Annotated in this window: 31 protein-coding genes and 1 pseudogene; 19 read left to right on the top strand and 13 right to left on the bottom strand. The window is 41.0% G+C overall.

Translation table 11 applies throughout. The annotated features are described in order from the left end of the window. Positions 1–342 precede the first annotated feature (342 nt). From V7K97_RS27875 to V7K97_RS27895, 5 genes are all read left to right on the top strand, one after another. On the top strand, positions 343–4,374 hold the full coding sequence (locus tag V7K97_RS27875) for a HEAT repeat domain-containing protein (RefSeq protein ID WP_334804265.1): 4,032 nt from the start codon (positions 343–345) through the stop codon (positions 4,372–4,374). 15 nt (positions 4,375–4,389) lie between these two features. Next, positions 4,390–4,617 carry a type II toxin-antitoxin system HicA family toxin gene (locus V7K97_RS27880; protein WP_334804216.1) on the top strand — a complete coding sequence of 76 codons (228 nt, stop codon included), beginning with the start codon at positions 4,390–4,392 and terminating at the stop codon, positions 4,615–4,617. Continuing rightward, a complete protein-coding gene (locus V7K97_RS27885) occupies positions 4,614–4,838 on the top strand; it encodes a type II toxin-antitoxin system HicB family antitoxin (protein WP_334804217.1) in 225 nt (74 codons plus the stop codon). Before V7K97_RS27880 ends, V7K97_RS27885 begins: the two co-directional genes overlap by 4 nt. Positions 4,839–5,140: 302 nt before the next feature. Further along, positions 5,141–5,317: a DUF6888 family protein gene (locus tag V7K97_RS27890; RefSeq protein ID WP_334804218.1), complete on the top strand. Its 177-nt coding sequence runs from the start codon at positions 5,141–5,143 to the stop codon at positions 5,315–5,317. Beyond that, a complete protein-coding gene (locus V7K97_RS27895) occupies positions 5,301–5,546 on the top strand; it encodes a DUF6887 family protein (protein WP_334804219.1) in 246 nt (81 codons plus the stop codon). The genes V7K97_RS27890 and V7K97_RS27895 overlap by 17 nt, the downstream gene beginning before the upstream one ends. A gap of 246 nt (positions 5,547–5,792) precedes the next feature. Here the strand turns inward: V7K97_RS27895 and V7K97_RS27900 are convergent, their stop codons facing one another. Together V7K97_RS27900 and V7K97_RS27905 are read right to left on the bottom strand one after the other, a co-directional pair. After that, positions 5,793–6,005, bottom strand: coding sequence for a type II toxin-antitoxin system RelE/ParE family toxin (locus V7K97_RS27900; RefSeq protein ID WP_334804220.1), 213 nt, complete (start codon positions 6,003–6,005; stop codon positions 5,793–5,795). Positions 6,006–6,066: 61 nt separating this feature from the next. Further along, positions 6,067–6,297 carry an addiction module protein gene (locus V7K97_RS27905; RefSeq protein WP_334804221.1) on the bottom strand — a complete coding sequence of 77 codons (231 nt, stop codon included), beginning with the start codon at positions 6,295–6,297 and terminating at the stop codon, positions 6,067–6,069. 84 nt (positions 6,298–6,381) lie between these two features. Between V7K97_RS27905 and V7K97_RS27910 the strand changes: the two genes are divergently transcribed. The 3 genes from V7K97_RS27910 to V7K97_RS27920 all read left to right on the top strand — a co-directional run bounded on the left by V7K97_RS27910 (position 6,382) and on the right by V7K97_RS27920 (position 7,656). Continuing rightward, the gene (locus tag V7K97_RS27910; RefSeq protein WP_334804222.1) at positions 6,382–6,636 is read left to right on the top strand and encodes a hypothetical protein; all 255 of its coding nucleotides are present in this window, start codon (positions 6,382–6,384) and stop codon (positions 6,634–6,636) included. A 9-nt stretch (positions 6,637–6,645) separates the two neighbouring features. After that, positions 6,646–7,089, top strand: coding sequence for an HNH endonuclease (locus tag V7K97_RS27915; protein WP_334804223.1), 444 nt, complete (start codon positions 6,646–6,648; stop codon positions 7,087–7,089). A gap of 90 nt (positions 7,090–7,179) precedes the next feature. Continuing rightward, entirely contained in the window at positions 7,180–7,656 is a 477-nt protein-coding gene (locus tag V7K97_RS27920; protein ID WP_334804224.1) for a hypothetical protein, read from the top strand. 1,260 nt (positions 7,657–8,916) lie between these two features. Here the strand turns inward: V7K97_RS27920 and V7K97_RS27925 are convergent. Continuing rightward, the gene (locus V7K97_RS27925) at positions 8,917–10,263 is read right to left on the bottom strand and encodes an NAD(P)/FAD-dependent oxidoreductase (protein ID WP_334804225.1); all 1,347 of its coding nucleotides are present in this window, start codon (positions 10,261–10,263) and stop codon (positions 8,917–8,919) included. Between the two features lie 905 nt (positions 10,264–11,168). Here V7K97_RS27925 and cysE point away from each other — a divergent pair. The 9 genes from cysE to V7K97_RS27970 all read left to right on the top strand — a co-directional run bounded on the left by cysE (position 11,169) and on the right by V7K97_RS27970 (position 17,713). Further along, on the top strand, positions 11,169–11,909 hold the full coding sequence (gene cysE / locus V7K97_RS27930) for a serine O-acetyltransferase (RefSeq protein ID WP_334804226.1): 741 nt from the start codon (positions 11,169–11,171) through the stop codon (positions 11,907–11,909). A gap of 66 nt (positions 11,910–11,975) precedes the next feature. Further along, positions 11,976–12,203 carry an Asr1405/Asl0597 family protein gene (locus V7K97_RS27935; RefSeq protein ID WP_334804227.1) on the top strand — a complete coding sequence of 76 codons (228 nt, stop codon included), beginning with the start codon at positions 11,976–11,978 and terminating at the stop codon, positions 12,201–12,203. Positions 12,204–12,513: 310 nt separating this feature from the next. After that, positions 12,514–12,711 (top strand): DUF2949 domain-containing protein, encoded by a 198-nt coding sequence (locus V7K97_RS27940; RefSeq protein ID WP_094340663.1) that lies wholly within the window; start codon positions 12,514–12,516, stop codon positions 12,709–12,711. Between the two features lie 515 nt (positions 12,712–13,226). After that, positions 13,227–14,360 carry a homocitrate synthase gene (nifV, locus tag V7K97_RS27945; RefSeq protein ID WP_334804228.1) on the top strand — a complete coding sequence of 378 codons (1,134 nt, stop codon included), beginning with the start codon at positions 13,227–13,229 and terminating at the stop codon, positions 14,358–14,360. Then, a complete protein-coding gene (locus V7K97_RS27950; protein ID WP_094327372.1) occupies positions 14,347–14,634 on the top strand; it encodes a nitrogen fixation protein NifZ in 288 nt (95 codons plus the stop codon). Before nifV ends, V7K97_RS27950 begins: the two co-directional genes overlap by 14 nt. Continuing rightward, on the top strand, positions 14,609–14,812 hold the full coding sequence (nifT, locus tag V7K97_RS27955; RefSeq protein WP_104909027.1) for a putative nitrogen fixation protein NifT: 204 nt from the start codon (positions 14,609–14,611) through the stop codon (positions 14,810–14,812). Before V7K97_RS27950 ends, nifT begins: the two co-directional genes overlap by 26 nt. 194 nt (positions 14,813–15,006) lie before the next feature. Further along, a complete protein-coding gene (locus tag V7K97_RS27960; RefSeq protein ID WP_334804229.1) occupies positions 15,007–15,549 on the top strand; it encodes a (2Fe-2S) ferredoxin domain-containing protein in 543 nt (180 codons plus the stop codon). A 355-nt stretch (positions 15,550–15,904) separates the two neighbouring features. Further along, a complete protein-coding gene (locus V7K97_RS27965) occupies positions 15,905–17,086 on the top strand; it encodes a PD-(D/E)XK nuclease family protein (protein WP_334804230.1) in 1,182 nt (393 codons plus the stop codon). A gap of 51 nt (positions 17,087–17,137) precedes the next feature. Continuing rightward, positions 17,138–17,713, top strand: coding sequence for a Uma2 family endonuclease (locus tag V7K97_RS27970; protein ID WP_334804231.1), 576 nt, complete (start codon positions 17,138–17,140; stop codon positions 17,711–17,713). Positions 17,714–17,829: 116 nt separating this feature from the next. On the opposite strand, the gene V7K97_RS27975 is transcribed toward V7K97_RS27970, so the two are convergent. The 8 genes and pseudogenes from V7K97_RS27975 to V7K97_RS28010 form a co-directional block, all read right to left on the bottom strand. After that, on the bottom strand, positions 17,830–17,997 hold the full coding sequence (locus tag V7K97_RS27975; RefSeq protein ID WP_442936834.1) for a type II toxin-antitoxin system RelE family toxin: 168 nt from the start codon (positions 17,995–17,997) through the stop codon (positions 17,830–17,832). 82 nt (positions 17,998–18,079) lie between these two features. Beyond that, positions 18,080–18,283 carry a hypothetical protein gene (locus tag V7K97_RS27980; protein WP_334804232.1) on the bottom strand — a complete coding sequence of 68 codons (204 nt, stop codon included), beginning with the start codon at positions 18,281–18,283 and terminating at the stop codon, positions 18,080–18,082. Between the two features lie 35 nt (positions 18,284–18,318). Then, positions 18,319–18,444, bottom strand: a pseudogene (locus V7K97_RS27985) (VapC toxin family PIN domain ribonuclease); the annotation flags it as partial. Beyond that, a complete protein-coding gene (locus V7K97_RS27990) occupies positions 18,441–18,689 on the bottom strand; it encodes a FitA-like ribbon-helix-helix domain-containing protein (RefSeq protein WP_334804233.1) in 249 nt (82 codons plus the stop codon). The pseudogene V7K97_RS27985 and the gene V7K97_RS27990, both read right to left, overlap by 4 nt. A gap of 18 nt (positions 18,690–18,707) precedes the next feature. Beyond that, the gene (locus V7K97_RS27995; RefSeq protein ID WP_334804234.1) at positions 18,708–19,094 is read right to left on the bottom strand and encodes a type II toxin-antitoxin system VapC family toxin; all 387 of its coding nucleotides are present in this window, start codon (positions 19,092–19,094) and stop codon (positions 18,708–18,710) included. Continuing rightward, entirely contained in the window at positions 19,094–19,321 is a 228-nt protein-coding gene (locus tag V7K97_RS28000) for a type II toxin-antitoxin system Phd/YefM family antitoxin (RefSeq protein ID WP_334804235.1), read from the bottom strand. Before V7K97_RS28000 ends, V7K97_RS27995 begins: the two co-directional genes overlap by 1 nt. 249 nt (positions 19,322–19,570) lie before the next feature. Then, positions 19,571–20,953: a 1-acyl-sn-glycerol-3-phosphate acyltransferase gene (locus V7K97_RS28005; protein ID WP_334804266.1), complete on the bottom strand. Its 1,383-nt coding sequence runs from the start codon at positions 20,951–20,953 to the stop codon at positions 19,571–19,573. A gap of 392 nt (positions 20,954–21,345) precedes the next feature. Beyond that, complete coding sequence (locus V7K97_RS28010; protein ID WP_334804236.1) at positions 21,346–21,915, bottom strand: Uma2 family endonuclease; 570 nt, start codon at positions 21,913–21,915, stop codon at positions 21,346–21,348. A 182-nt stretch (positions 21,916–22,097) separates the two neighbouring features. Between V7K97_RS28010 and V7K97_RS28015 the strand changes: the two genes are divergently transcribed. Next, complete coding sequence (locus V7K97_RS28015; RefSeq protein WP_334804237.1) at positions 22,098–23,915, top strand: proline--tRNA ligase; 1,818 nt, start codon at positions 22,098–22,100, stop codon at positions 23,913–23,915. Positions 23,916–24,277: 362 nt separating this feature from the next. After that, entirely contained in the window at positions 24,278–24,892 is a 615-nt protein-coding gene (locus tag V7K97_RS28020) for a GerMN domain-containing protein (protein ID WP_334804238.1), read from the top strand. A gap of 111 nt (positions 24,893–25,003) precedes the next feature. Here the strand turns inward: V7K97_RS28020 and V7K97_RS28025 are convergent, their stop codons facing one another. Together V7K97_RS28025 and accB are read right to left on the bottom strand one after the other, a co-directional pair. Further along, positions 25,004–25,351 (bottom strand): ArsR/SmtB family transcription factor, encoded by a 348-nt coding sequence (locus V7K97_RS28025; RefSeq protein WP_334804239.1) that lies wholly within the window; start codon positions 25,349–25,351, stop codon positions 25,004–25,006. A 59-nt stretch (positions 25,352–25,410) separates the two neighbouring features. After that, on the bottom strand, positions 25,411–25,968 hold the full coding sequence (gene accB, locus V7K97_RS28030) for an acetyl-CoA carboxylase biotin carboxyl carrier protein (RefSeq protein ID WP_334804240.1): 558 nt from the start codon (positions 25,966–25,968) through the stop codon (positions 25,411–25,413). Positions 25,969–26,066 lie beyond the last annotated feature (98 nt).

Here is a 26,066-nt window from a genome sequence, read left to right on the forward strand (position 1 = left end):
CTTGCCGCAATTGCTCAATCAGATTCCCACCCATGATCTTTTATCCCCTCAATACTTGCTATTTTACCTATTTTAGGGAATGAAACAGCCCTGCCTTAAAAAGGGGGGTTAGGGGGGATCAATGAGTGCCTAAAATCACACCTAACTACTTTTAAAACAACCTCTAACGCTCTTCCCGACGCAGAAAGGGGGAAAATTCAAAATCTCTCTCCTTTTAGGAGAGAGATTTAGAGAGAGGTTCTTTAAATACCTGTAATATTTCTGCAATCACCCTGAAATCTGGAAACATTACTCCAGCTAGTGGATATACTCGTAATCAAACTCTCAACAGAAGCGAGTATTATGCCAGACTTGTTAGCTATTTGGGGTGTAACTCAGGCCGCCGGGTTGATTTTTAAACCCATTCTGGAAGACTTAGCCAAAGATGCTGCTAAAGATTGGGCTAAAGATTTATTAAAAGGCATCCCTGGCAAGATTTTAAAGAAACTTAAGAAGGAAGACATAGAAATTGCTGCTGGTAAAGCCTTAAAGGAATTTTTGCAACTCATGCAGCAGCAGTTAAAGGTTCGTTGCAAACTGGCTGAAGCTGAGATTAAAGAGTACACCACAGACATCCAGAAATTTATCAGCGATAAGTTGGTTACAGAAATTCTTGGTCAGGCTTTTGATATTAATTGTGAATCTCTAGACGCTAAAATCCTAGAAGATAGTTGGAACAGGCTGCAATTAAAACCTCTGCCATCTAAGTTTAACTGGCAATCACTTACAGAACAGTATTTAACACAAGTCCAAGAACTTCTTTTAGATTCAAAAGAATTACACCATATCCTAGAATTACAAAAGTTATCTGATATTGAAATAAATACCAAAGAAATTGCTGGTGTTATTGTAGATTTTAATTTAGTTAAATATCAAGAAGGAATCCGCGAGCGTTATGGCAATCTTAAGTTAGATAGCTTAGATACTAGCGGCTATGCCTATAACGAACTGAAATTATGGCAAATTTTTACTGCTCAAAATGTCCGGGAAACTCATCAAGTTTTACCACAAGTTCACGAACTGCCTAAAGAACATCTTAGACGGCTGCGAGAAAGTGACCAAATAGAAGCAGAAGTAGAATTAGAAGAATTAGAACGCCACAAACGGGTTTATTTTGAACAGCCGATCCGTTCAGTTTTAGATGTTGTCAATAAAAAGCAAGATTATAAATATCTTGTGATTTTGGGCGATCCTGGTTCAGGTAAGTCTACATTGTTGCAATTTCTGGCTTTGAATTGGGCTGAGTCACCACTGGATAATGTGATCTCATTACCAATTCCGTTGCTAATTGAATTACGCACTTATATGCGGCGACGGGAAGATAAAGAGTGCAATAATTTTCTAGAATTTTTTCATCAATGTAGTGGTGCTGTTCATCATCTCAATCAGCTTGAACTAGATAAAAAATTAAAAGCTGGTAATGCCTTAGTGATGTTTGATGGTTTGGATGAGGTATTTGACCCTGGTAAGCGAGAGGATGTAATTACTGATATTCATCGCTTTACTAATGACTATCCTGATGTGCAGGTAATTGTCACATCTCGGATTATTGGCTATAAACCGCAACGATTGCTTAATGCTGAGTTTAGCCACTTTATATTACAAGATTTAGACTCAGAACAAATTCAGGATTTTATCTACCGTTGGCATGAGTTAACTTTTACCGATGCAGTAGATAAGGTGAGAAAACGGGAACGGCTACAAAGAGGCATTGAAGCTTCCAAATCTATTGCAGAATTGGCGGGAAATCCTCTGCTGTTGACGATGATGGCAATTCTTAATCGTAATCAAGAGCTACCAAGAGATAGAGCTACACTTTACGATCAAGCATCGCGGGTGTTGCTGCATCAATGGGATGTGGAACGCGCTTTGACAGAAGATAAGAGGTTAGATCCCAAGACTATTGATTATAAAGATAAGCAAGCGATGCTGCGTCAGGTTGCTTATCTTATGCAAACTGGTGAGAAAGGTTTGGCAGGTAATTTGATTAATGAAAATGATTTAGTTAAAATGTTGACTGATTATCTCAAAACCATAGAATTTGATAAACCCAGAGAAGTGGCGCGGGTGATAATTAATCAATTGCGGACTCGCAACTTTATGTTATGTTTCCTGGGTGCGGATTATTATGCTTTTGTGCATCGGACATTTTTAGAATATTTCTGTGCTTGGGAGTTTGTCTGGCAGTTTAAAGAAACGCAAACGCTGACTATTGAGGAACTTAAGAATGAAGTTTTTGGCAAACACTGGCAAGATGAAAGTTGGCATGAAGTTTTGCTGCTAATTGCGGGAATGATTGAGCCAAGATTTGTTGGTGAGATTCTTGATTATTTAATGGCGCAAGATGGAGAAGAGGAAAAGTTTGTCAATCTCTTTTTAGCGGCTAAGTGTATTGTAGAGGTGAGAAATCGCTCGGCGATCGCGTTAACGGCTAATAAATTACTTAATAAGCTCAAAGACTTAACTAAATATGATCTCTGGTACTATTACGTCCTCTATCACGATGAAGAAGAAACTAAGCTAGTTCAGGAAATTCGCACTCAAGCAGTCACAGCAATTGCAATGACCTGGCAAGAATCTCTCGACCTCAAAACCTGGCTCAAAGAACGCACTATCCAGGATGATTACGAAGATGTGCGACGTGCAGCATTTCAAGAATTAGCGAAGAACTTCAAAGATGACCACGATACCAAATCAATCCTCAAAGAACGCGCTACCCAGGATGATAACAACTACGTGCGACGTGCAGCATTCCAAGAATTAGCGAAGAACTTTAAAGATGACCCCGACACTAAATCAATTCTCAAAGAACGCGCTACCCAGGATGATGACAACTACGTGCGACGTGCAGCAGTCGAAGAATTAGCGAAGAACTTCAAAGATGACCCCGATACCAAATCAATCCTTAAAGAACGCGTTACCCAAGATGATGACTACTATGTACGAGGTGCAGCAGTCGAAGAATTAGCGAAGAACTTCAAAGATGACCCAGACACCAAATCAATTCTCAAAGAACGCGTTACCCAAGATGATGACTACTATGTACGAGGTGTCGCAGTCGAAGAATTAGCGAAGAACTTCAAAGATGACCCAGACACCAAATCAATCCTCAAAGAACGCACTACCCAGGATAGTCACGAAGATGTGCGACGTGCAGCAATCCAAGAATTAGCGAAGAACTTTAAAGATGATCCCGACACCAAATTAATTCTCAAAGAACGCATTACCAAGGATGATCACGAAGATGTGCGACGTGCAGCAGTCGAAGAATTAGCGAAGAACTTTAAAGATGATCCCGACACCAAATCAATTCTCAAAGAACGCATTACCAAGGATGATCACGAAGATGTGCGACGTGCAGCAATCCAAGAATTAGTGAAGAACTTCAAGGATGACCCCGACACCAAATCCATTCTTAAAGAACGTGCTACCCAGAACGATGACAACTATGTGCGACGTGCAGCAGTCGAAGAATTAGCGAAGAACTTCAAAGATGACCCAGACACCAAATCCATTCTCAAAGAACGCGCTACCCAGGATAATTACTGGGATGTGCGACGTGCAGCAGTCGAAGAATTAGCGAAGAACTTCAAAGATGACCCAGACACCAAATCCATTCTCAAAGAACGCGCTACCCAGGATAATTACTGGGATGTGCGACGTGCAGCAGTCGAAGAATTAGCGAAGAACTTCAAAGATGACCCAGACACCAAATCCATTCTCAAAAAACGTGCTACCCAGGATAATTACTGGGATGTGCGACGTGCAGCAGTCGAAGAATTAGCAAAGAACTTCAAAGATGACCCCAATACCAAATCCATTCTCAAAAAACGTGCTACCCAGGATAATTACTGGGATGTGCGACGTGCAGCAGTCGAAGAATTAGCGAAGAACTTTAAAGATGACCCCAATACCAAATCCATTCTCAAAGAACGTGCTACCCAGGATGATGACAACTTTGTGCGATGTTCAGCAGTCCAAGAATTAGCGAAGAACTTTAAAGATGACCCCAATACCAAATCCATTCTCAAAGAACGTGCTACCCAGGATGATAACAACGATGTGCGACGTGCAGCAGTCCAAGAATTAGCTAAACACTTTAAATATCAGCTTGAGTTGTTTGACATATACCAGCAGTGCGCTGTTAATGAACCCTTTGAGGGTAGCCATAAAAGCTATAACCCCAATCCTCGGTACATTGCACTGGAGATAATTATCAAGCAATTTCCTCAGCATCCCCAGACTTTAACACTGTTGCGCGATCGCGCAGAGAACGACCCAGATGAGCAAGTGCGGGAATTTGCTCAGAAGAAGTTAAAGCAGTTGGAAGGGTAAATGTAAGCTGAGTATATGCCCAAGAAAATTAGAGAACTCAAAAGCTTATTGTTGCAAGCAGGGTTTACCTACCGTCCTGGTAAAGGTAGCCACACTAATTGGTATCATCTTCTCCTACCTGGGAGAGTTACTATATCAGGTAAAGACGAAAATGATGCTAAAGCTTACCAAGAGAAAGACGTTAATAATGCACTTCAAAGGTTAGAAGAAATTAAAAATACTCAAGAAGAAGAAAAAGAATGAATTCTCACTACACAATAATTATTCAATGGTCTCATGAAGATGAGTGTTTTGTTGTCAGTCTTCCTGAATGGGGAGAATTTTGCCACACTCACGGAGAGACTTACGAAGACGCTCTTAAAAATGCTCAAGAAGTTTTAGAAATGCTGATTGAATCATCTTTGGCTGACGGTGAAACTCTACCGGAGCCTAAAACGTTAGGAAAGTCTTTGGAAGTTGCATAGATAAGCAAAAAGAGTAGTGGTAAATCAGGGGAGTGAAAATGTAAACAGAGGCTATGCCCAAGAAAATTTACTATTCACAGCAGAAACCGCAAAAGAAAGGCTTACTATTATCTATGTCACAATTGAGGAACAGACGATTTACCCAACATACGCACAAGCTATATTAGGAATATGATTTGATTTCTGAAAAAATCTAAGTAGTATGTAGGGTGTGTTATGGCGTAGCCTAACGCACCCAAAAGTTGAAGGTGGTGCGTTAGCCTTTGGCGTAACGCACCCTACGTATATTTCAATAATCAAATATGAGTCCTATAGCCTGTCTACGTGTCTGTCAGATGTTGTCTAACACCTATCGGAGTATTGAGCTATTTCGCTTTGATGACCAAACCGGAGTTGTATTTATTTTTGTCAATGAAGAACTCCAAATCATTGTACCCGCTAATGGAAACTGGAGGTTTTTAAATGCGACCGAATTTTGAAGCAATGACTAACAAAGAACTAATAGCTTACGCACTTGCACATCGGGAAGATATAGAGCCTTTGCGTGTTTTGTATGGCCGCCGCACTCCTGATTCGGAAGCAACATGGTACGGGCCAATGGTAGCTGAAGACGGTACACCAATAGAAGAAAATATTCGCATTGCAGAAGAAGCAATTAGGCAACGCATTGAGCAAGCAAATCAAAGCAAGCAAGATTCTCAAAGTTAAGAATAAAAGATGGGCTAAAACTTATGAACAACACAGAAGTTCGTCAGCAAATCAACCAATATCTAGATGTATTATCTTCAGAACGCCTACAACTGGTTGCTGATTTTTTAGTTAGTTTTGTAGGTTGGGTGCAGCGATAGCGTAACCCAACATAAAATTTGGTGGTAATGTTGGGTTGCGTTTCACTCCACCCAACCTACATAAATATATCTTTTAAAAAACTCTAGGTTTCAACATAGATGAGGTTTAGATTCTATTAGTCCAGTAATTTGGTTGACGCTGAAGGTGCATGACTGCAACTATTAAAATTTGCTGCTCTCTGATGGCATAAATTATTCCATAAGGAAAACTAGCTACGCGGCAGCGTCTTGTATTCTTTGATAATTGAGTCCATGCTTCTGAAAACTGTTCAATACGACTGATAGCGCGTTCAACTTCGGCAAGAAATGCGTCCCCCATCTCGCGGCTAATATTGTCATAGTAAGCAACAGCTTGGCATCAGGATGAAAATCATAAGCCATTACTTTCTCCTGGAACGCAGTTCTCGCAACACCTGTTCACCAGAAATTAGAGTAACTTCACCTTGTTCAACGGCTTGAAATCTTTTCTCTGCTTCCTCCGTCCACAGAGCATCAATTTCTAGTTGATTTTCAGCATCCAGACTTTTAAACAAATGTTCAGCAAGTATTGCTCTTAACCCTGGAGGTAATGACAATGCAGCATCGAAGATTTCATCATAGGTGTTAACCATACTTTTTCAGATTTAGTAGCAGGTTATTTTCATTATAAAAGTGGCGTTGTAAATTAGTAAAATTAAATAAAAATAGGTAATCTCATGACTACATCTGTAAATATTACCAAAGTCTACGACGAAATTATAGAGTTTATTGCTGCTGGCACTACTCCCCAAAGCGTTATCGATTTCAAACTCTCGGATGCAGCCAAAGACCGTTTAGAGGATCTCGTTTACCGCGCAAAAACTGAAGGTCTTACCGGAAGTGACGAGCGAGAGTTAGATCATTTCCTCACGCTAGAGCATATTATGCTACTAGCAAAAGTAAAAGCTCGTCAATACATCAGCGCGGAGTAAGTATTTAAAATGTCTCGTCCATATATTAATGCAGAATTGCGGCGTTTAGTTGCCGATCGCGCTGATCATATTTGCGAGTATTGTCTCGTTTCTGAAGTAGATAGATCATCGGGTTGTCAAGTTGACCATATAATCAGTGTCAAACACGGCGGCGCTACAACAGCAGATAATCTCTGTTATGCCTGTATCTTCTGTAACCTGCAAAAAGGCACGGATTTAGGGTCAATTAATTGGCAAACTGGCGAACTTGTACGGTTTTTTAACCCACGCAGAGACTTTTGGGGTGAGCATTTTCGACTAGATGAGGCTGTAATTCAGCATCAAACAGATATCGGTGAAGTTACCGCACGTATCCTAGATTTTAACAGTGACGATCGCATTATAGAACGACAAGCTTTGATTGCATCTGGGCAGTATCCCTCCGCATCGGCGCTAAAACAGATAAATAAATAGGTTATGATGTGCGATCGCATCTACCAATGGGAATCATATACTTAGCAACTATTGCTACTTCATCATTAGAACTCCCAAGGTAAATATATAATGGCCTATCAAAATATTGCAGCTACCCTTTCGCCACAAGATATCCAAGAAATTAAAGCCGCGCTACAGACTGTCCAAAAAAAGATGCCCTTTCTGATTACTCTCAGTACTGAAGAACGGCGTAAGCTGGTAAAAATGGGCGGTAAAAGCCTAGCTTTTGTGAACAATAGCGTCACTGCTGCTCAGTCTAACCGCGAAATTCTTCCAGCCACTTTTGAGGTTGAAGAACTTGTTCGAGATTATCAATTAGCCGCAGCACTCAGCGAACTTTTAACTTCAATGCAGCAACTCACCGAACAGGTAGATGATACCCTAATGGCTGTCGGTAGTGAAGCTATGACTAGCAGTTTGACTGTTTATGATTACGTCAAGACTGCATCAAAAAAGACTCCAGGCTTAAAAACTGTCGCTGAACAGTTGGGCGAACGTTTTAAAGCTATTGGTAGAGGCAAATCTGCTCAAACTCCCGTCTCTTGATAATTTAATACTCATCGGCAGTCTCATATCATTTTCAAAAATCTTTGCAATATAGGACTTCTCGAATGGAAGCAATACACTTGGACCTCACTTCCATTCCTCTCTCCTAAAAGGAGAGAGGCTTTGAATCTTACTCCCCTTCCCTAGTAGGGAAGGGGTTGGGGGTTAGGTCTCTATTGAACTCAACACAGAAGCGCTATAAATAAATTGGCTGTAGAGGTGTACAAATGTACATTGGTGTCAACTTAAGCCAAAACCCTTTTAAAACCTCGTTCCCAGCCAGAGGCTGGGAACGAGACAATCTCTAAAAGCGGTTTATAGACTGACTTTCACGTTAAGTTGACACCAATGACAAATGTACGCCCCTATTCTGTTTATCCACCTCTGAACTCCGTTAACGAGTCTTTGAACTGGATGAATCCACCTTTGAACTCCGTTAATGAGTCTCGAAAATCGAAGAATTCAGCAAGAGAAGAATAATCAGAGTTAATACAAGTTCGGATAAGGTTTTTTGATGAGACGCCCTAGATTCTAGAGACGCGATAAATCGCCGTCTTTACAATAATCAGTCCTTTGTAGAGACGGCGATTTATCGCGTCTCTTGCTTAACCGAACCGTATTGCATTCACAATGACATATCATAAGTAATTTGCCGAACTTGATATGACAAGGGTTTTGCTATCTCGGCTATATTTAGTTTTGTTGATATCTAGCCAGTTGCAGAGCGGGAACTGAACTCTGTTGAGCGCTGTATCAATTATGTAGAGATATTCTACAGCACTCATTTGACAACTGGCATAGCTGGGACACCAGAAGCGGAAAGTTTTACCTTATCCCCCGTACAACTTCTTTGCTGTCCCGTTGTGTTGATATCTCCATTTAAACTGCAACTCGAAGTCATGAAATGCCAAATTGCCAAAATTGCTTAGAGGATGTTTTAAAAGTGGTTGTCGGTAATTGTAGCCACTTGTTGATCCCCCCTAACCCCCCAAGGGGGGAACCGGAATCAAAGTCCCCCAATTTATCGGGGAGCCACTGCGGTCTTCTCCCAAAGGGAGAGGCTAACGCCAAGGGGGTTTCCCCTATGAGCGGCGTGGATTTAGGGGGATCTAAAACGTTTTGCTACCAACCAGAGGACTTTTAAAACATCCTCTTAGGGCGGTATCTCATCCCCATATTCTTTTCCTGGAATAGCTAATCTCCGCCCAAGATTTGCCACCACATAGCACTCATTACTCCCATAGCCTCTGTGACCTGAAGTTACAGAGGTGTGGCAGAAGGCTGTTGCACGCTATTGTTAACAGTTTTTGTTTCTACAAAAGCTTCCCGACCTGTAATCAATCTAGAGCGACGATTACGAGTGATATAATTCCACGCCCACTGAATTACTACTAGTAATTTAGTGTCAAACTCGATTAAGAAGTAGATGTGAACTAGTAGCCAAAATGCCCAAGCAATGAAACCTGTGAGTTTGATTAAGCTTAAATCTACAACAGCTAAATTTTGCCCAATCATCGCCAAACTACCCACATCGTTGTAATGAAATTGTGGCAAAGTCTTACCTTGAAGCCGTCGTTGAATTAGTTTACCTACATACTCTCCTTGTTGTTTAGCTACGGGTGCAACACCAGGTAAAGGTTTAGCATCTTGATGGGAGAAGTTGGCTAAATCTCCAATTACGAAAATGTTGTCATAACCCTCGATAGACAAGTCAGGTTCTACAATTACCCGCCCAGAGTAATCGCGCTCTACACCTGTAGTTTCTGCTAAGACTTTCCCCATTGGGGAACCTTGGACACCTGCTGCCCACAAGATAGTTTTTGAGGCAATTTCTGTAAATTCATTGCCTTGCTTGAAAGTAACGATATCACCTTCAATATTTGTCACCCTGGTGTGAGTGTGGAGTTCTACACCCAACGTTTGCAAAGATACTGCTGCTGATGCCGATAACTCTGGCACCATGTGTGGGAGGATGCGAGGTCCCCCTTGTAATAGTAAAATTCTCGTTTCTGAAGTGTCGATGCTGCGGAAATCTTCTTTGAGAGTTTTGTATGCCAACTCTGCGATCGCACCTGCTAATTCTACACCAGTCGGGCCACCCCCGACAATCACAAAACTCAACCAAGCACGGCGTTTTTCCGGATCGGTTTCTTTTTCTGCTGCTTCAAATGCGCCAAATATCCGACGACGCATTTCTATGGCATCTTCCACAGTCTTCAAACCAGGAGCCACTTCTTCCCAGTGATCCTTACCAAAATAGGAATGGTTCGCACCTGTGGCAACAATTAATGTATCATAAGGTACTACTTCATCACCCAAAATAACTTGTTGGGCTTTTGGATCAATCTCATTTACTTCTCCCAACAACACCTTTGTATTCTTGCTTTTGCTAAATACAGATCGCAATGGTGCAGAAATATCAGAAGGTGATAGGGTACCTGTGGCAACTTGATATAAAAGCGGCTGAAATAGGTGAAAGTTACGTTTATCAATGAGAGTAACATTTACATTCGCTGCATTCAGACCCTTTGCTGCATACAGTCCACCAAAGCCACCACCAACGATTACAACCTGATGTTGTGCATTCTTATTAAGTCCAACTGGCATAGTAAATATGTCCTTGTGTTAAGAAGCTGTAACTATTCTTAACAAAGATGTAACAGCATTATGATAGAGGTTGCTGCTTATTTAGAACAATTGAAAAAATACCAAAAGTATTCAAAGTTAGTTTTTATATGATCAGGACTTACGCAAACAATAGCCGAACCCCTTATTCTCCCGTAGGGGCAATTCATGAATTGCCCCTACAGCGTGTACTTTTGCGTAAGTCCTAATGATGTCCGCCAAATCACCCATAATAAACAGTTTGTAGTGGGGACTTCAGTCCCCAAAGCCAGGACTAAAGTCCTTACTACGAACATTTTTATATTCAGCTTGATCAACCGGACATGACATTACCCCCAACTTTGCAAGCGGGTATATTTACACTCATTGCAATGCTTTTCTTCAACACATCTATATAATAAGATATTCACTATGAGCGATAACTATATTTTGAAACGTATAGATACATACAGACAGCAAACCATAAGAGAAAATAAAGAAACCTGTCTTTCGCCTAACCAAATAATAGGATAATAATAGTAATAGGAGATACAGAATATTGATTTCTAGTCTCATCTAACTCATGTTTGAGTGTATCTGAGTACAGCTTAATATATTGCAAAATATCTTGATGAAATGTTTGCAAAGGCTTACGGGTAAAGTTTCTTGTAGCGAGTACAGAAATTCTTAAACCCTGCCCCAAAAATACTAGTACCCCCATCATTAAATACTAGCGCCCCTAACCCAAGACAAATTTTAAGTTTATCTTGAGTCGGGGTTTTGGCGTTTGAGTACAACCTTAATCAATCCAATAAATCCAATCAGCATTGGATTTCATATCGAGTTGGATGTCATCTGATATAAGCATAAAAATAGCAGATGGCTCTTTTACCAGATAGACATTACCGATGCAACAGTCTTTAGACAGTATTAGCGATGGCCAGACAACCAAAACGCAGGATTTTGCCCATACATCTATGCTGAAAAATTTCCTCTCTGGCGGTTTTTTTGAGCCATTATTGAGTGATTTTCGCATTATTTTTGAGCGCGACCCCGCAGCACGTAATTGGCTAGAGGTAGTATTTTGCTATCCAGGATTGCACGCACTCTGTTTGCATCGTCTTGCTCACTGGTTACATTGTCGAGGTGTGAGTTTTATCCCCCGCTTAATTTCTCACTTGGGGCGATTTTTGACAGGTATTGAAATTCACCCAGGCGCAGAGATTGGTCAGGGCGTGTTTATCGACCACGGAATGGGAGTTGTCATTGGCGAAACTGCGATCGTGGGCGACTATACACTGATTTATCAGGGCGTTACCCTTGGCGGAACTGGTAAAGAAACTGGTAAGCGTCATCCCACAGTGGGTAAAAATGCCGTGATTGGGGCGGGTGCGAAAGTTTTGGGTAATCTGCAAATTGGCGATCGCGTCCGTATTGGCGCAGGTTCCGTTGTCTTGCAGAATGTCCCTAGCGATCGCACTGTTGTAGGAGTTCCCGGCCGAATCATTTCTCGGAACGAAAGCGCCAGCCTTTCTCCTTTAGAACATGGAAAGCTACCTGATATGGAAGCAACCGTGATTCGTTCTTTGCTCTCACGCATTGAGCAACTTGAAAAACAACTGCAAACTTTAGGCGTTAAGAGTCATTAGTCATTAGCAAAGGACAAATGACAACTGACAAAAGACAAAGGACAACTGACAAAGGACAAAGGACAAATGACAAATCACGTTTTGCAGATTCCTTTGAGCGATCGCTGGCGAATCTATCACAGATTGCAAGAGTTGAAAATTAAGAGCTACTGTCCCCCCGATGGTTCTTTACGAGTGCAAGTGAATAATTTACTCGAAGTAATTCTAATTCGTAGTACAGTTATGCAACTTCTTGCTTCTCGTCACGAATTATTAGAGTGGCTAGAGCGTTGCTGGCATTACAGCGATCGGTAGAGACGCGATTAATCGCGTCTGTTCAAGACAACATTAATCTTGAATTCATGACGAAATCACTGCATTTCATCCTTTTTGTTCATAGATGCACAAAGCTCAAATAGGTTTAGAGTTTGAAGCTACTGTCTGCTAGCAGAATTTGTTGCAGACTGAGATGGAACAAATAGGTTTTAGATTTTATTGAATCTGCTAAATCTGAAATTTCCCTGACATATAGCAACAATTAAAAAGGCGAAATTCTCAAATAAAAATTGGGATTTCTGATTTTTAATTATTTTCCCAAATTAAGAAATTGAAAGTTCAATCAATTATGGCGACTCGGAACAGAGATATAAAACTCCTCAATTTTTTGCAAAACGAACTTGAACTTTCAAATGCTGATATTGCTGTAGCTCTGCGACACCGTGAATTAGAAAATGGCCCGTTACCGATGCTCCTCTGGCAGTATGGTTTAGTTGACTTGGAGCAGCTAGGAAAGATTTTTGATTGGCTAGCAGAACACAGTTAGCTGATTTTTAACCTTTAACTTTGAGTACCATTACCTGCCGAAATTACACCTATTTTGAGAACCATAGTTTTAAAAGTAGTGGGAGCAGCGTTCGACTGAGCGCTCACGCCGAAGTCTTGCTCCCTGCCGATAGTAGCGGGCTTTTCGGACCGCACTACTCCAGGTTTCAAAATGGATGAGGTTTAAATTACACCCAAATGCACTAGAAAATATGAGGTTACGAAGATGATTACATCCTTAATTGCTGGATTCTGTGTATTACTTTGTTCAGGATTTGCTAATAGTTATATTAGTTCGTTACTACTCGAAGAGATTTCCACTGACATCGGTAAAAACGATTAGTAAATTATACTTTGTTTTAGTTCCCTGCCATACAGATGTGATGCTATTAATCGGTCAATAATAAAGGATCATGTATCCTACATTATGAATTGTGATATTTTTAGCATTTGCCATCGCTGGGGATTGTAGAGAGAAAGGATATTAAGAATACTTCCAAGAGAGGGATATTTGCAATGAATCAAATCATAATTAATGACACTACACTACGTGATGGTGAACAAGCAGCAGGTGTTGCATTTACCCTAGAAGAAAAGGTTGCGATCGCTAAATTTCTCGATGCCATTGGTATCCCGGAATTAGAAGTGGGTATACCGGCAATGGGTGACGAAGAAACCCGTGCGATCGCCGCAATTTCTGACTTGGGTTTACAAGCAAAACTCCTGGGCTGGAACCGCGCCGTCATCTCAGATATTAAAGCTTCCATCGCTTGCGGTTTGAACCGGGTGCATATTGCCATTCCCGTCTCTGGTATCCACATTGCCACTAAATTTCATGGTCAGTGGCGAGTAAGTTTACAAAAACTCAAAGACTCCATCAACTTCGCCCTCGATCAAGGTCTTTGGGTAGCAGTCGGCGGAGAAGATTCTTCTAGAGCTGATGAAAACTTCCTCTTAGATGTAGCACTTTATGCCCAAGAGTGGGGTGCATCTCGCTTCCGTTTCTGCGACACTGTAGGAGTTCTCGACCCCTTCACCACCTACACCAAAGTCCAAAGGCTGGTTTCAGCGTTGACGATTCCCCTAGAAATCCACACGCATAATGATTTTGGTCTGGCAACTGCCAACGCCCTTGCAGGTATCAAAGCCGGAGCCTCATCAGTGAATACCACAGTCAACGGATTGGGTGAAAGGGCGGGAAATGCAGCTTTAGAAGAAGTTGTTATGGCAATCAAACGCATCTACGGCGTTGATTTGGGCATCGACACTCCCAGTTTGCTAGAACTGTCTCAACTAGTTGCAGCCGCATCAGGAGCTAGTGTACCACCCTGGAAAGCGATCGTTGGCGAAAATACCTTTGCTCACGAATCCGGCATCCATGCACACGGAGTATTGCAAAACCCCATTACCTACGAACCATTTGCACCCGAAGAAGTGGGTTGGGAACGGCGTTTAGTAGTAGGAAAACATTCTGGACGGCATTTAGTTGCTAACTTGCTAGAACAGCATGGAATTTTCTTGAACTCCCAAGAAACCCAATCTGTTTTAGATGCAGTGCGCCATCAATCGGTACAGAAAAAACGCAGTTTGACGACAGAAGAACTATTAAATTTGGTCAGAGAACAGAGGTACTCTCATGCAACGCGATGAATTAGAACTAAACTTGCCACCTGCTTTTGAAATTGGTGAAAAAGTAAGAGTTCGGAAACTCCTCAAAAACGATGGTACTTTTCCTGGTAAGGAAGTCGGCCAAGTTTTGGTAAACAAGGGAGATATCGGCTACATAGCGAGTATAGGAACATATTTGCAGACTTCCTATATATATGCTGTGCATTTCTTAGAAACAGGGTTCGTCGTCGGTTGTATGAAAAAAGAACTAGAATCTGTTGAGGAATCTCATGAAAGTAATGCTACGCATGAATGATGCCGGTACTTTAGTAGTCTACGTTGCTAAAAAAGACCTAGAAGAAGAAGTCGTCAAACAAACCGATGGAACTGATGGCAAGATTCTCACCCTAGCAAATGGTTGGGAATTGGAATTTCGTGATTTGCCAGATGCAGCAAATTTACCTCAAACGGTAGAAGCTAAACGCCTCGCTTAAAAAAATGGGGAGTATGGAGTGAGGGAAATGAGGGGGAGAAGGGAGACAAGGGGAATAATCAATACCCAATTCGCAATTCTCAATACCCAATACCCAATACCCAATACCCAATACCCAATTCCCTACTCCCCACTCCCCACTCCCCACTCCCCACTCCCCACTTCCCACTCCCCACTTCCCACTTATTATCAATCATGGGTGACAAGTATTTGACTTTATCAGAATTGAACCTTGAGGGACAGTTACTAGGTTTTGTTGGTGGTGAACCAGGAAAATATAAATACTTGCAATTGGCAGTTCCATCTGGAAATGTGGAAATTAAACTGCCTAAAGAGTTGCGCCGTTTACTAAGTTCATCCTTAATTCCTGGTCAGCAAATTCGCGTTTGTGGTCATAGTAAGGTAGACTCGCGCACAAGTAAAATTAAAATTAAAGCCTATCGGGTGACACCAATTAATACTTGTCTAAATCAAGATTTACCACCTCAACCCAAACCGAGGATTATGGTATGTCAAAAGGGCGGTTGCCTGAAACGTGGTGGTAAAGGGTTATTATCAGAATTAGAAAAAACTTTGTGCGATCGCGGTTTGTTAGACAAAGTTACCATAGAACATACCAGTTGCCAAAAATGCTGTAGCAGCGCTCCCAACTGTGTTTTACAGCTTGGTAAAAAGAAATACAAGAATATTCACCCTGAAGCGATCGCATCTTTGCTAGAAAGTCACTTAACAGAGTAATAATCTTCTCTAGCTATTCTTAAAATAATACGCAAGTTTGTAGGGGTAAAAATTTTACCCCTATTTTTTGTAAGTATCATCTGTATAGCACCCTTGTCAAACTGCGATCGGCTAAGTTATAACTGCTGCAACGTTAGTTTGAAAAGTCTAATTTATTACTAGCTAGAAGTCACAGCTACACAGACAAAACCTGCCTCCGCAGGTTAAAAACTGTTGATTTTTTCTTAGTCCACGGAGGTGGACTTTGTTTGTGTAGCCAGGATTTCTAATCGCCCGGTATATTTGCAAAAGCGAGATGCGCCCCCTAGTTATTGTGTATAACTTTTTTAGAATTACCTTAAATACCTAAAAATCAATGTCTTTGTTTACCAATTTACTCAATCTACATTCTGCAATCAAACCGCGTGAAGATTTTTTTACTGAGATAGTTGCTTATTTTTTGTCTTTAAATAATGATATTTTACTTGGTTGGCTAAAACATCACTCAATCATTAGTGATGATAATTATTCCAGCATCAAGATTTCAACCCAGCAAGAACACAAAGGACTTGAAAGCCATCCAGATGATAGCAGACTTGATATTGCGGTTGAACTTTCAACTGGTTTAAATACAGATGTAATATTTATTGAATCAAAAATTGGCGCTAAGGATGGAAATAATGCTTTAAGAAAATATGCTGATATTTTGAGTAATTTACCAAACGTTAGACATCGAATTTTAATTTACATCACCCGTGATTATGACCCAAAAGATAAACTCAAAGAAGATGATCCAAAACCAGCAATCAAAGAATATTGCCTTGAGTTATCACCCAAGATAAACTTCTTCCAACTGAGATGGTATCAGTTTTATAGCTTATTGAAAGAACGTGCGTCTGATATCTTAGCTCAAGAAATACTAATTTTTATGAGGAAAAATGGAATGTCTCACACTAATCAATTTTCATCCGTTGACTTATTGACAATGGTCAATTTTAACAAAACCCTCAATCTGATGGAATCAACTCTCAATGAAGAAGTACAAGACAAATTCAAGCTAGCTTTTGGAGGTGTTATCAAAGGTGCAGCAAGTATGACTCAATGGAGATGGCGCAGTAGATATATTATCTATACTAAGTTTTCAGGTGATAATTTTTGGTGTGGCCTTGGATATTTTAATTTAAATCCAGACAATTTAGCCGAATATCCATATCTAGGTATATGCTTAGAGGTTTCTCCTGGTTTTATAGAACGACCAAAAATTATTAAATCCATGCAGAAAGTAATTAACGATAAACCGAATATATGGACTCCTGTTAATTTAACAATTTTGCCAGCATGGTCAGCTATTTTTTATCAAAAAAGCCTACAAGACTTTTTATCTGAAAAAGACCAGTTATCTGCTATTAAATTATTTTTCCAAGAGTCAATAAAGGAATTAAAAACGGTTCAGGAAGAATATTTTGATTTTCCTTGGAAGGGTGTAAGTATAGAACTAGCTATAGAAGAAGATAAAGAAGACCTCGACACCTCACAATCTCCCATTCCAGAAGTTTAATCAGCTACAGCTATATTAAGATAAAAATAACTCTGCATTCTCGTAGCTGTTATGAGCCTTACCACTGCTAAACGCTTTACTGTAGCTGAATATCACCGTCTAGCTGAACTCGGCTTCTTTGAGGAGAATGACCCAGTTGAGCTAATTAAGGGTGAAATAATCCAGATGGCAGCAAAAGGTACACCACATTCTGTTTGCAGCACCCGCTTATATCGGGAATTATTCAAGCTGGTTTTAGAAGAGGCGATTCTTCGAGGACAAGAACCAATTATTATACCTGATGACAGCGAACCAGAACCCGATCTAGTCATTGTACGAAATCGTCCTGATGACTATTTAGAAGCTCATCCTAGCCCATCTGATGTATTGCTGGTAATTGAAATTTCTAATTCCACTTTGAAATATGACCAAGATGTAAAGTTATCTGTCTATGCAGAAGCTGGTATTTCCGACTATTGGATATTTAATTTAGTAGATAACTACCTAGAATCTTACAGCGAACCTTATAAAGATTTACAAGGTAAATTCGGTTATCGCCGCAAGTTAATTTTTCTGCCAAATGAATCAGTTAATCTGCCATATTTTCCTGATTTAGTTCTAGATTTATCTAAAGTATTTCCTGGGTGATGTATTAGGTGCGTATTCTTGACACAATTAAATCAAAGTATGAGTATTTCATAGCACCCGACGTATTTCAAAATCGCTGCAAAAGCAGATTGACGACTTACTATGAATTTCACAATCTACTCATCTCGATAAACATCTCTTCGATGCCCTACTCTGACAACTTTAACTATCAGCACATCATCTAGGATTTCGTACAAAATCCGATAATTGCTAACACGAATACGATATTTATTGTCGGTAGTTTCTAGCTTGACAACGCCGCTAGGACGGGGATTTTCAGCCAGTTCTAAAAAACTCTATCTCGAATATCAGCAGATAATTTTTTTAATTGTTTTGCAGCCCTGTTAGAAATTTATATTTGATAAATCACGATTCTAATTCTTGTTTATACTGTTCCCAAGTAATAGTAGGTTCATTCTCAGCTTCTTCAAAGGCTTTAATATCTTCTTCGTCTTCTGCTTTCCTAATATCTAAAAGTTCTAGAACATCTTCTAAAGTGTCTTCATAAGCTTTTTCTAGTCTTTGATTAATTGCTTTTAACAACTCTTGTCTTTTAGTTGTAGTTTCCATAATTAACCTCTGCAACTGCGAAATTTTTAATTATTTTCCGATTGAGTGATTGTTGTGGTAAACAGACTCATTAACGATTGTTGAGCAGCCCAACTCCGAACTAGTTCAGACTTTTTAGGCTTCATTAATTCTGACAATACGTTTGTATCAAGAATAATCATTCTTCAAATGTTGATACGGTGCGAATAGGTTCTCTAGGAATTTCTGGTAATTCAAAGTCTCCCAAATTCGCAAAACGCTGCTCAATCATATTAGCTAAGTTTAAGGGCTGTTCGTGATTTTGTATTAGAGCCATACAAAGAATTCCTTTGGCTTCTTCTTCGAGAGAACGACCATGTTTTTCGGCTCGTTTTTTTAAACGAGATTTAATATCATCATCAAGATTAGATATAGTAATATTATTCATAATCTATTGATAGTATTTTCACCAAAATCGCGTAATTGAATAAGCATCAAATGCTGTATCTGCACTAATAATTGGTATTTTCTCTACCATCGCTTGAGCAATCAAGATTCTATCAAATGGGTCACGATGTTGTAATGGTAGGGTAGTAATTACATCAATATGTTCGAGATTGATATTGAGTAAATTAAAGTCATCTAATGCTAGCTGTTGCTCGATAAAAGTCTTAATTGGTAAACTAAAACTTAGTTTACCAATGCTCTGCTTTATTGACATTTCCCACACACTAACAATGCTGATTAGTTTTTCATTATTCTGGTCTTCAATTAATAGTCTCATATTGTCGCTAAAACGCGCATATCCTTGAAAAAACCAAATCAAAGTGTGAGTATCTAATAACACCTGCATTACATATAATCCTGAAACTCTTCTAATGGCTCATCAAAGTTATCTGTTATAGTAATCAAACCTTTGGCACTACCAAATAGAGGAGAGCGTTTTTTCTCTGAGATCACCGGAGTCAGCTTAATTACTGGTTGCTCATCTTTGGTGATGATAATTTCTTCGCCATTAATTGCTGCTTCGATTAATTCGTGTAAGTGTTGTGATGCTGCATCGATAGTAATCTGTTGCATGATTATCACCATTTAATTAACTATTTTAAGCATGAATTTGCTTGAGTTAAGTAAGTGGGCACAATAAAACCAAACTGTGTGAAGAAAAGTAAACAAGGCTCAAACTCTTTTTCCCCCTGCTCCCTGCCCCCTGCTCCCTGCCTTATCCCAACGATAATTATTTACGCCGACCTACTTATTTGTCGCTTATGAGCCTTTTACTTATCTTCTTTAGTTTTTAATCCTCAGTCGCTTACTTTACTATAATACTCAAATCAATCTTTCCAACGCGTGCTGTAAATTATTTGTCACATCAGCAACAGCTTGTCTAGCAGCCAAACGATTTTCCTTATACGCAGGGTAATGTTCAGAAATAGATATAGGTTCACCCACAGTAATTTTGACTTTTTGCTTACCCAATTGTGGACGGTGTAAACCTTTATCGCCTTTGATTTTAGCAATCATTTTCCATAAAATTAAAGTCGTCTCAGCAAATCTTTCTGCTGTGGGATTTTCTCGAATATAATTACCCGAAACTGCCACAAAACTTTCTACTAAACGCATGTGCCACATCCGCGCATTCGCTTCTTCGGCAACGCGATCGCCTAAAGCTCTTTCAACAGCAGATACTCCTTTTACATCCTTAAATTCTTCTCTAAATATATAATTCCAACCTGCTTGTTCTACTCGCCGACAACGGTCACTTAAACTACCTTTGGACTGTAAATCAAAATACTGTTCTGATATTAACAGCGCTGCATTCAACAAAGCTTGTAAACGCACTGCTAACGCTTCATTCCTATCTGGAATTTGCCCATTGACAATCTTCGCATCTGCCAGTTTTTGATGATAAAACCGGGTGTAAAATTCTTCCATTAGCAAAAGTAAATGTTCTGCCAAAGTCAACAATCGGGGATAAAGCGACTCTATAGAAGCATTTTCTGGTGGATGCACTGGTAAACCACTAGCCGCTTCCAATTCACTTAAAAGATTAGCGATCGCACCCCAAGGAGCATCAACGTAACTATATTTAATCCCAACTGGTATAATTAGAACCTGTTGGTCGCTTCCAGCTTTGTGCAAATCTTCAGCACACCAAAAGCCTAATTGGGCAATACCGGGTTCTAGGGGGCTAATATTCTCCGATAAACCATTGGTAGCACCTTCTGGTGCAGCCGCCATCGGGAATTTACCATTGGCGAACAAGTCACGCGCCGAACGTAACCCCGTCCAGTCAGCTTTACCGCGCTGAATCGGAGTACCACCTAAATGAGAAGCAATCCAGCCAACGTAGTCACCCGCCCATAGAGGAATGCCGCGATCGTAGATAAAATGAGCGTGAATGGGAAGTTGTAGCGCTGTACCTTGCGATCGCGCTACCTTTGGTACAAGTTGAGACAGCAAGTAGGTCAAACAAAACGGATCGTCTGTTTTCGGATGGCGAAATGCCAGCAGAAAACGGATCTTACCCTCCTGAAACTGGCGATAGAGATCCACCAGCACCTCTACGTTGTCTGCTTCAATTTGGGTAATAGGTGTTTGCCAGTTTATCCAACTGGGTAGCAACAGATGCACAACTCTTAGTAATAAGGGGTTAAATGCCGGAGGAATAAATTCTAAGGGTGCCTGTGCTTGATAAATTACATTTGCCAAGGTAGTTTCTCCTAAAGATGCCGCGACTTCCAATCGCCCGGTGGTTATTTCTTTAACAGCGATTTTCAGGTAAATGAACCACAAATAGACCTCACTTCCATTCCTCTCTCCTACGTTCGCGTAGCGGCACGAAGTGCGGAGAGAGGCTTTGATTTTCTCCCCTTCCTTTGTAGGGAAGGGGCTGGGGGTTAGGTCTCATAATTGTGGTCTAAATACATGAAAACTGCTGTAAGTTATCTTAACGGCTGTAAGATGCTTTGGCGACTGAAGTCGCACCTACACAGACAAAACCTGCATAGACAGATGAAGTGCATCTACGCAGACTTATAGAGTATTTTCTGATGCGATGGAAAGTATGGGCAGATAGTGGAGTTTACCGGCACTTGCAAATCTTAATAACAAGAAAGACTCAAGCGAAATCCTGGCAATACATTTTCACCCGATAATTGTGTGGGTAGATTTCGCACTTCCAAATCTTGTTTTTGACGATAAATTTCCACTTGCTGCTGTTGGGGGTTAATTAACCATGCCAATTGCACCCCTGCATCTATATATTCCTGCATTTTGGAACGCAATATTTCTAAATCATCTGTTGCTGACCTTAATTCAATGACAAAATCTGGTGCAATGGGGGGAAATTTGCGTCTTTGTTCAGGCGTAAGTGCTTGCCAACGTTCTCCTTGAATCCAAGCGGCATCTGGGGAACGGTCAGCACCATTGGGTAATTTGAATATAGTAGAAGAACTGAAAGTGTAACCGAGGCCAGTTTGCCGATTCCAGATTCCCAGATCAATAATTAAATCTGCTTCTCGATTGCCGCTTTCACCTCCAACGGGGGACATGATGATTAATTCTCCCTTGGCAGTGCGTTCAAATTTCAATTCGCGGTTATTTTGACATAAGTGATAAAATTGTTCGTCACTCAGGTGAACGGTGTCTAGTTTTAATGTCAAAGGACTCATAACCTAGACCTAGATTAAATAGGTGCAAAGATTATATCACAATCCAGTTCAGAATGAGCAACAAAACACTTGTAGAGACGGCGATTTATCGCGTCTCGAAAACCCAAAATTGTTGCCAGTAGACCTTAACTGAACCGTATTGGTTTATAAACAAATTAGAGATTCTGGAAAGGGATTAAACGATGCGACTTTCACAAATGTTATTTGTTACACTGCGGGATGATCCGGCTGATGCTGAGATTCCTAGCCATAAATTATTACTCCGTGCAGGCTACATTCGTCGCATCGGTAGCGGTATTTATGCTTATTTACCTTTGATGTGGCGGGTATTGCAAAAAGTTTCCCAGATTGTGCGGGAAGAAATGAACGCTACAGGCGCACAAGAATGTCTTTTACCACAATTACAACCTGCTGATTTATGGAAGGAATCGGGACGCTGGGACACTTATACTAAAGCTGAAGGGATTATGTTTTCCCTAATTGACCGCCGTGAGCAACAATTAGGATTAGGTCCAACTCATGAAGAAGTAATCACAGCGATCGCTCGTGATATGATTCGCTCTTATCGCCAGCTACCATTACATCTCTACCAAATTCAAACCAAATTTCGTGATGAAATTCGTCCCCGCTTTGGTTTAATGCGCGGACGGGAATTTATCATGAAGGACGGCTACTCGTTCCATGCCGATGAAGCCAGCCTCAAAGAAACTTACCAGGATATGTATAAAGCCTACAGCAATATCTTGAGGCGTTCTGGTTTAGCTTTTCGGGCAGTGGAAGCCGATTCTGGTGCAATTGGTGGTTCTGGTTCCACAGAATTTATGATTTTGGCCGAAGCTGGTGAAGACGAAGTTCTCTACACTGAAGATGGTAAATACGCCGCTAACGTAGAAAAGGCTGTTTCTTTACCAATTGACGCCGAAACCTCACGGTTTACAAGCTATGAGAAACGCGATACACCTGGAACAGAAACTATCGAAAAAGTCTGTCAACTCCTCAACTCTTCTCCCACTCAATTGGTGAAAAATGTACTTTATCAGACAGTTTATGATAATGGGATAACGGTGTTGGTTCTGGTGAGTATCCGAGGCGATCAAGAAGTTAATGAAGTCAAGTTGCAAAACGAATTGACCAAACTAGCTCGTGAATACGGTGCTAAAACTATTATTAGTTTGAATGTACCAAATGTAGAAGCCCAACAAGCATGGACAGCCAAATCTCTACCTTTAGGCTACATTGCGCCAGACATCGCAGATGAGTATATTACCGCCAATAAACAGATTCATCCCAAGTTTTTGCGCTTGGTCGATCAAACAGCCGTTGATTTAAAAAACTTTGTTACAGGCGCGAATGAAGCTGGTTATCACGTAGTTGGGGCTAATTGGGGTGAGCAATTTAAGTTACCAATTAGCATAGTAGATATACGTAAGGCAAAACCTGGCGATCGCGCCATCCATAACCCAGAACAAACTCTCTTCAGCGCCCGTGGAATAGAAGCAGGTCACATCTTCCAATTAGGCACTAAATACTCCCAAGCGATGGGTGCAACTTATACCAATGAACAGGGTGAAGAAAAGCCGCTATTTATGGGTTGTTTTGGTGTAGGTGTGTCACGATTGGCACAAGCTGCCGTAGAGCAATCTTACGATAAAGATGGGATTATTTGGCCAGTTGCGATCGCACCCTACCAGGCGATCGTCACAATTCCTAACATAAAGGATGCTCAACAAGTCGAAATCGCTCAAAAACTTTACACAGAACTCAATCAAGCGGGAATTGAAACCCTACTAGATGACCGCGACGAACGGGCGGGAGTGAAATTTAAAGATGCTGACTTGATAGGCATACCTTATAGAATTGTAACTGGGCGGGCGATCGCTAATGGCAAAGTTGAAGTTGTAGAAAGAGCAACTCGTAAATCGCAAGAAATTGTCATTGATGAAGTTACAACGATACTCAAACAGTGGATTACCGAAGCAATAGAGGGGAGTAGGAAGTAGAAAATTCCCCATTCCCCGCCTGACTTTTCACGTCCTCTAGAAAGTCCCACGAAAAACCTAACCCCCTTCCCCCGATGGTAAGGCGGAAAATTCAAAGTCTCTCTCCTAAAAGGAGAGAGAAATAGAAGAGAGGTTTTCCAGATACCGACAAAAGTCAGATTCCCCACTCCCCAAAATTTACATAATTTGGTAGGTGACGGATTAGAAGTAAAAATTCTAGAATTGAAACCGGGACTTGCAGAATTAAGAGGCATAAAGTCTCCTCTCGGTTGTGGGAAACTCTCCACTTGTAAGTATCGTCGTTAACCAGGCTGCTCCTCACATAACTACCATATCAGCCCTCAGTTAGGAAGGTTTTGAACATGAAAGACCAACAAGGATCTAATCGGATTTCTTCAGGCGTAATTGCAGCTGTGTCAGCAGTGGTTGTAGCGGTGGGTGGCGGTGTGGCTTGGTTTACCTCACACTCCAGCAATACTCCCACACCGTCAAACACCTCTGGGCAAATCGCTCAACCAGTACAGCCATCAACTAAGCAGCCAGGTAATGAGCAAACGCCTAACGTTTATTGGCTAAGACCAAAAGACAAAAATGTTGTTTTGGTTCCCCAGCCAGTTAAAGTAGCTTCTATACTACCCAACCAGCCTTTAGAAGCAGCTTTCCAAAGTTTGTTAGCAGGCCCACCAGCAGGAGGGACAGATTCGACAACTATTCCCAAAGGAACCAAATTATTGGGGCTGAAGTCGAAAAATGATGAGGTTCACGTTAATTTATCCGAAGATTTTACCAGTGGTGGTGGTAGCACTTCAATGATGGGTCGCGTGGGACAAGTTGTTTATACTGCGACAACTTTAAATCCCAAAGCTAAGGTATACATTGACGTGAACGGTAAACCGTTGGATGTTTTAGGTGGTGAAGGTTTAGAGTTACAACAGCCACTAACTCGTGAACAGTTTCAGAAAGATTATCCGCTTTAAAAAAGTAGAGACGCGATTAATCGCGTCTGTGCAAGAGAGACGCGATTAATCGCGTCTGTGCAGGAGTGAGGAGTTTTAATTCATAACTCATAACTCATAACTCTCTTAGACTTACCGTTTGCTATTTAATACACGAAAATTACGGGCTTGCTGTTCTAACCTTGTGGCGAGGCGATCGCAAACCCGATTACACAAATCAAAAATCATTTGATCTTCTACCCGGTAATAGGCGCAAGTTCCTTCACTACGGCGGCTAAGGATGCCTGCTTGCCACATTACCTTCAGGTGTTTTGACACATTTGCCTGAGAAGTGTGTGTTGCCTCTACCAACTCTTGCACGCATTTTTCTTCATCCCGTAATAAGTGTAGCAGCCGCAGGCGCATTGGCTCACTTAAAAGGCTGAAGTATTCAGCTACTTGTTGCACCACTTCTGGTGGTAAAGGCAACGTTTGTTTCATCAGGATTAACCCGCAAAGACTGAAAGTTTTAACTACTCACTTGATATATACATTAATACTTAATCGGGGTTAATTCGCATCAAAGGTTGACCATATTCTACAGCGTCGCCATTTTGCAGAAGAATTTCCATCACCTGGCCAGAAACTTCAGCTTCGATTTCATTCATCAGCTTCATGGCTTCGATGATACAGACTGTTTGACCCTTGCGGACGCGATCGCCTACTTCCACAAATGCCGCTTCCCCAGGCGCAGGAGCGCGATAAAAGGTTCCGACCATTGGGGAAGGTACTTCTACTAATCTTTGGTCAATGGTTGAGGGAGGACTTACTGACAGCTGCAATTGTGTGCTAGTACCAGTATTCTCAAACACGCGAGATGTGGACACCTCCGTTACCTGACTTGTGTTCACCTGGTTTCCCCCAGATGAACCCGATGTCGAGCCAGAACCTACCACACCGCCTAAAGCCCCTTGACTTACCGACAACATCTGATTGCTAACGCTCACAGCCTTACGAACTGTTAGCTCAAAGTCATCGCTTTTGAGTATGACTTCTGCAATATCTGTTTGTGCGATCGTTGCCAATAATTGGCGGATTTCATTAAAGTCCAATGGCACAGTTTTTATTACCTCGACCTATCCGTAAATGAGCATTTTAAGTGTGGCAGGGAATTAATCCCTATGTAGGGATTTAAATCGGAAGCATCTCAGTAGAG

The organism is Nostoc sp. (genome assembly GCF_036917815.1).
Lineage (GTDB): Bacteria > Cyanobacteriota > Cyanobacteriia > Cyanobacteriales > Nostocaceae > Nostoc.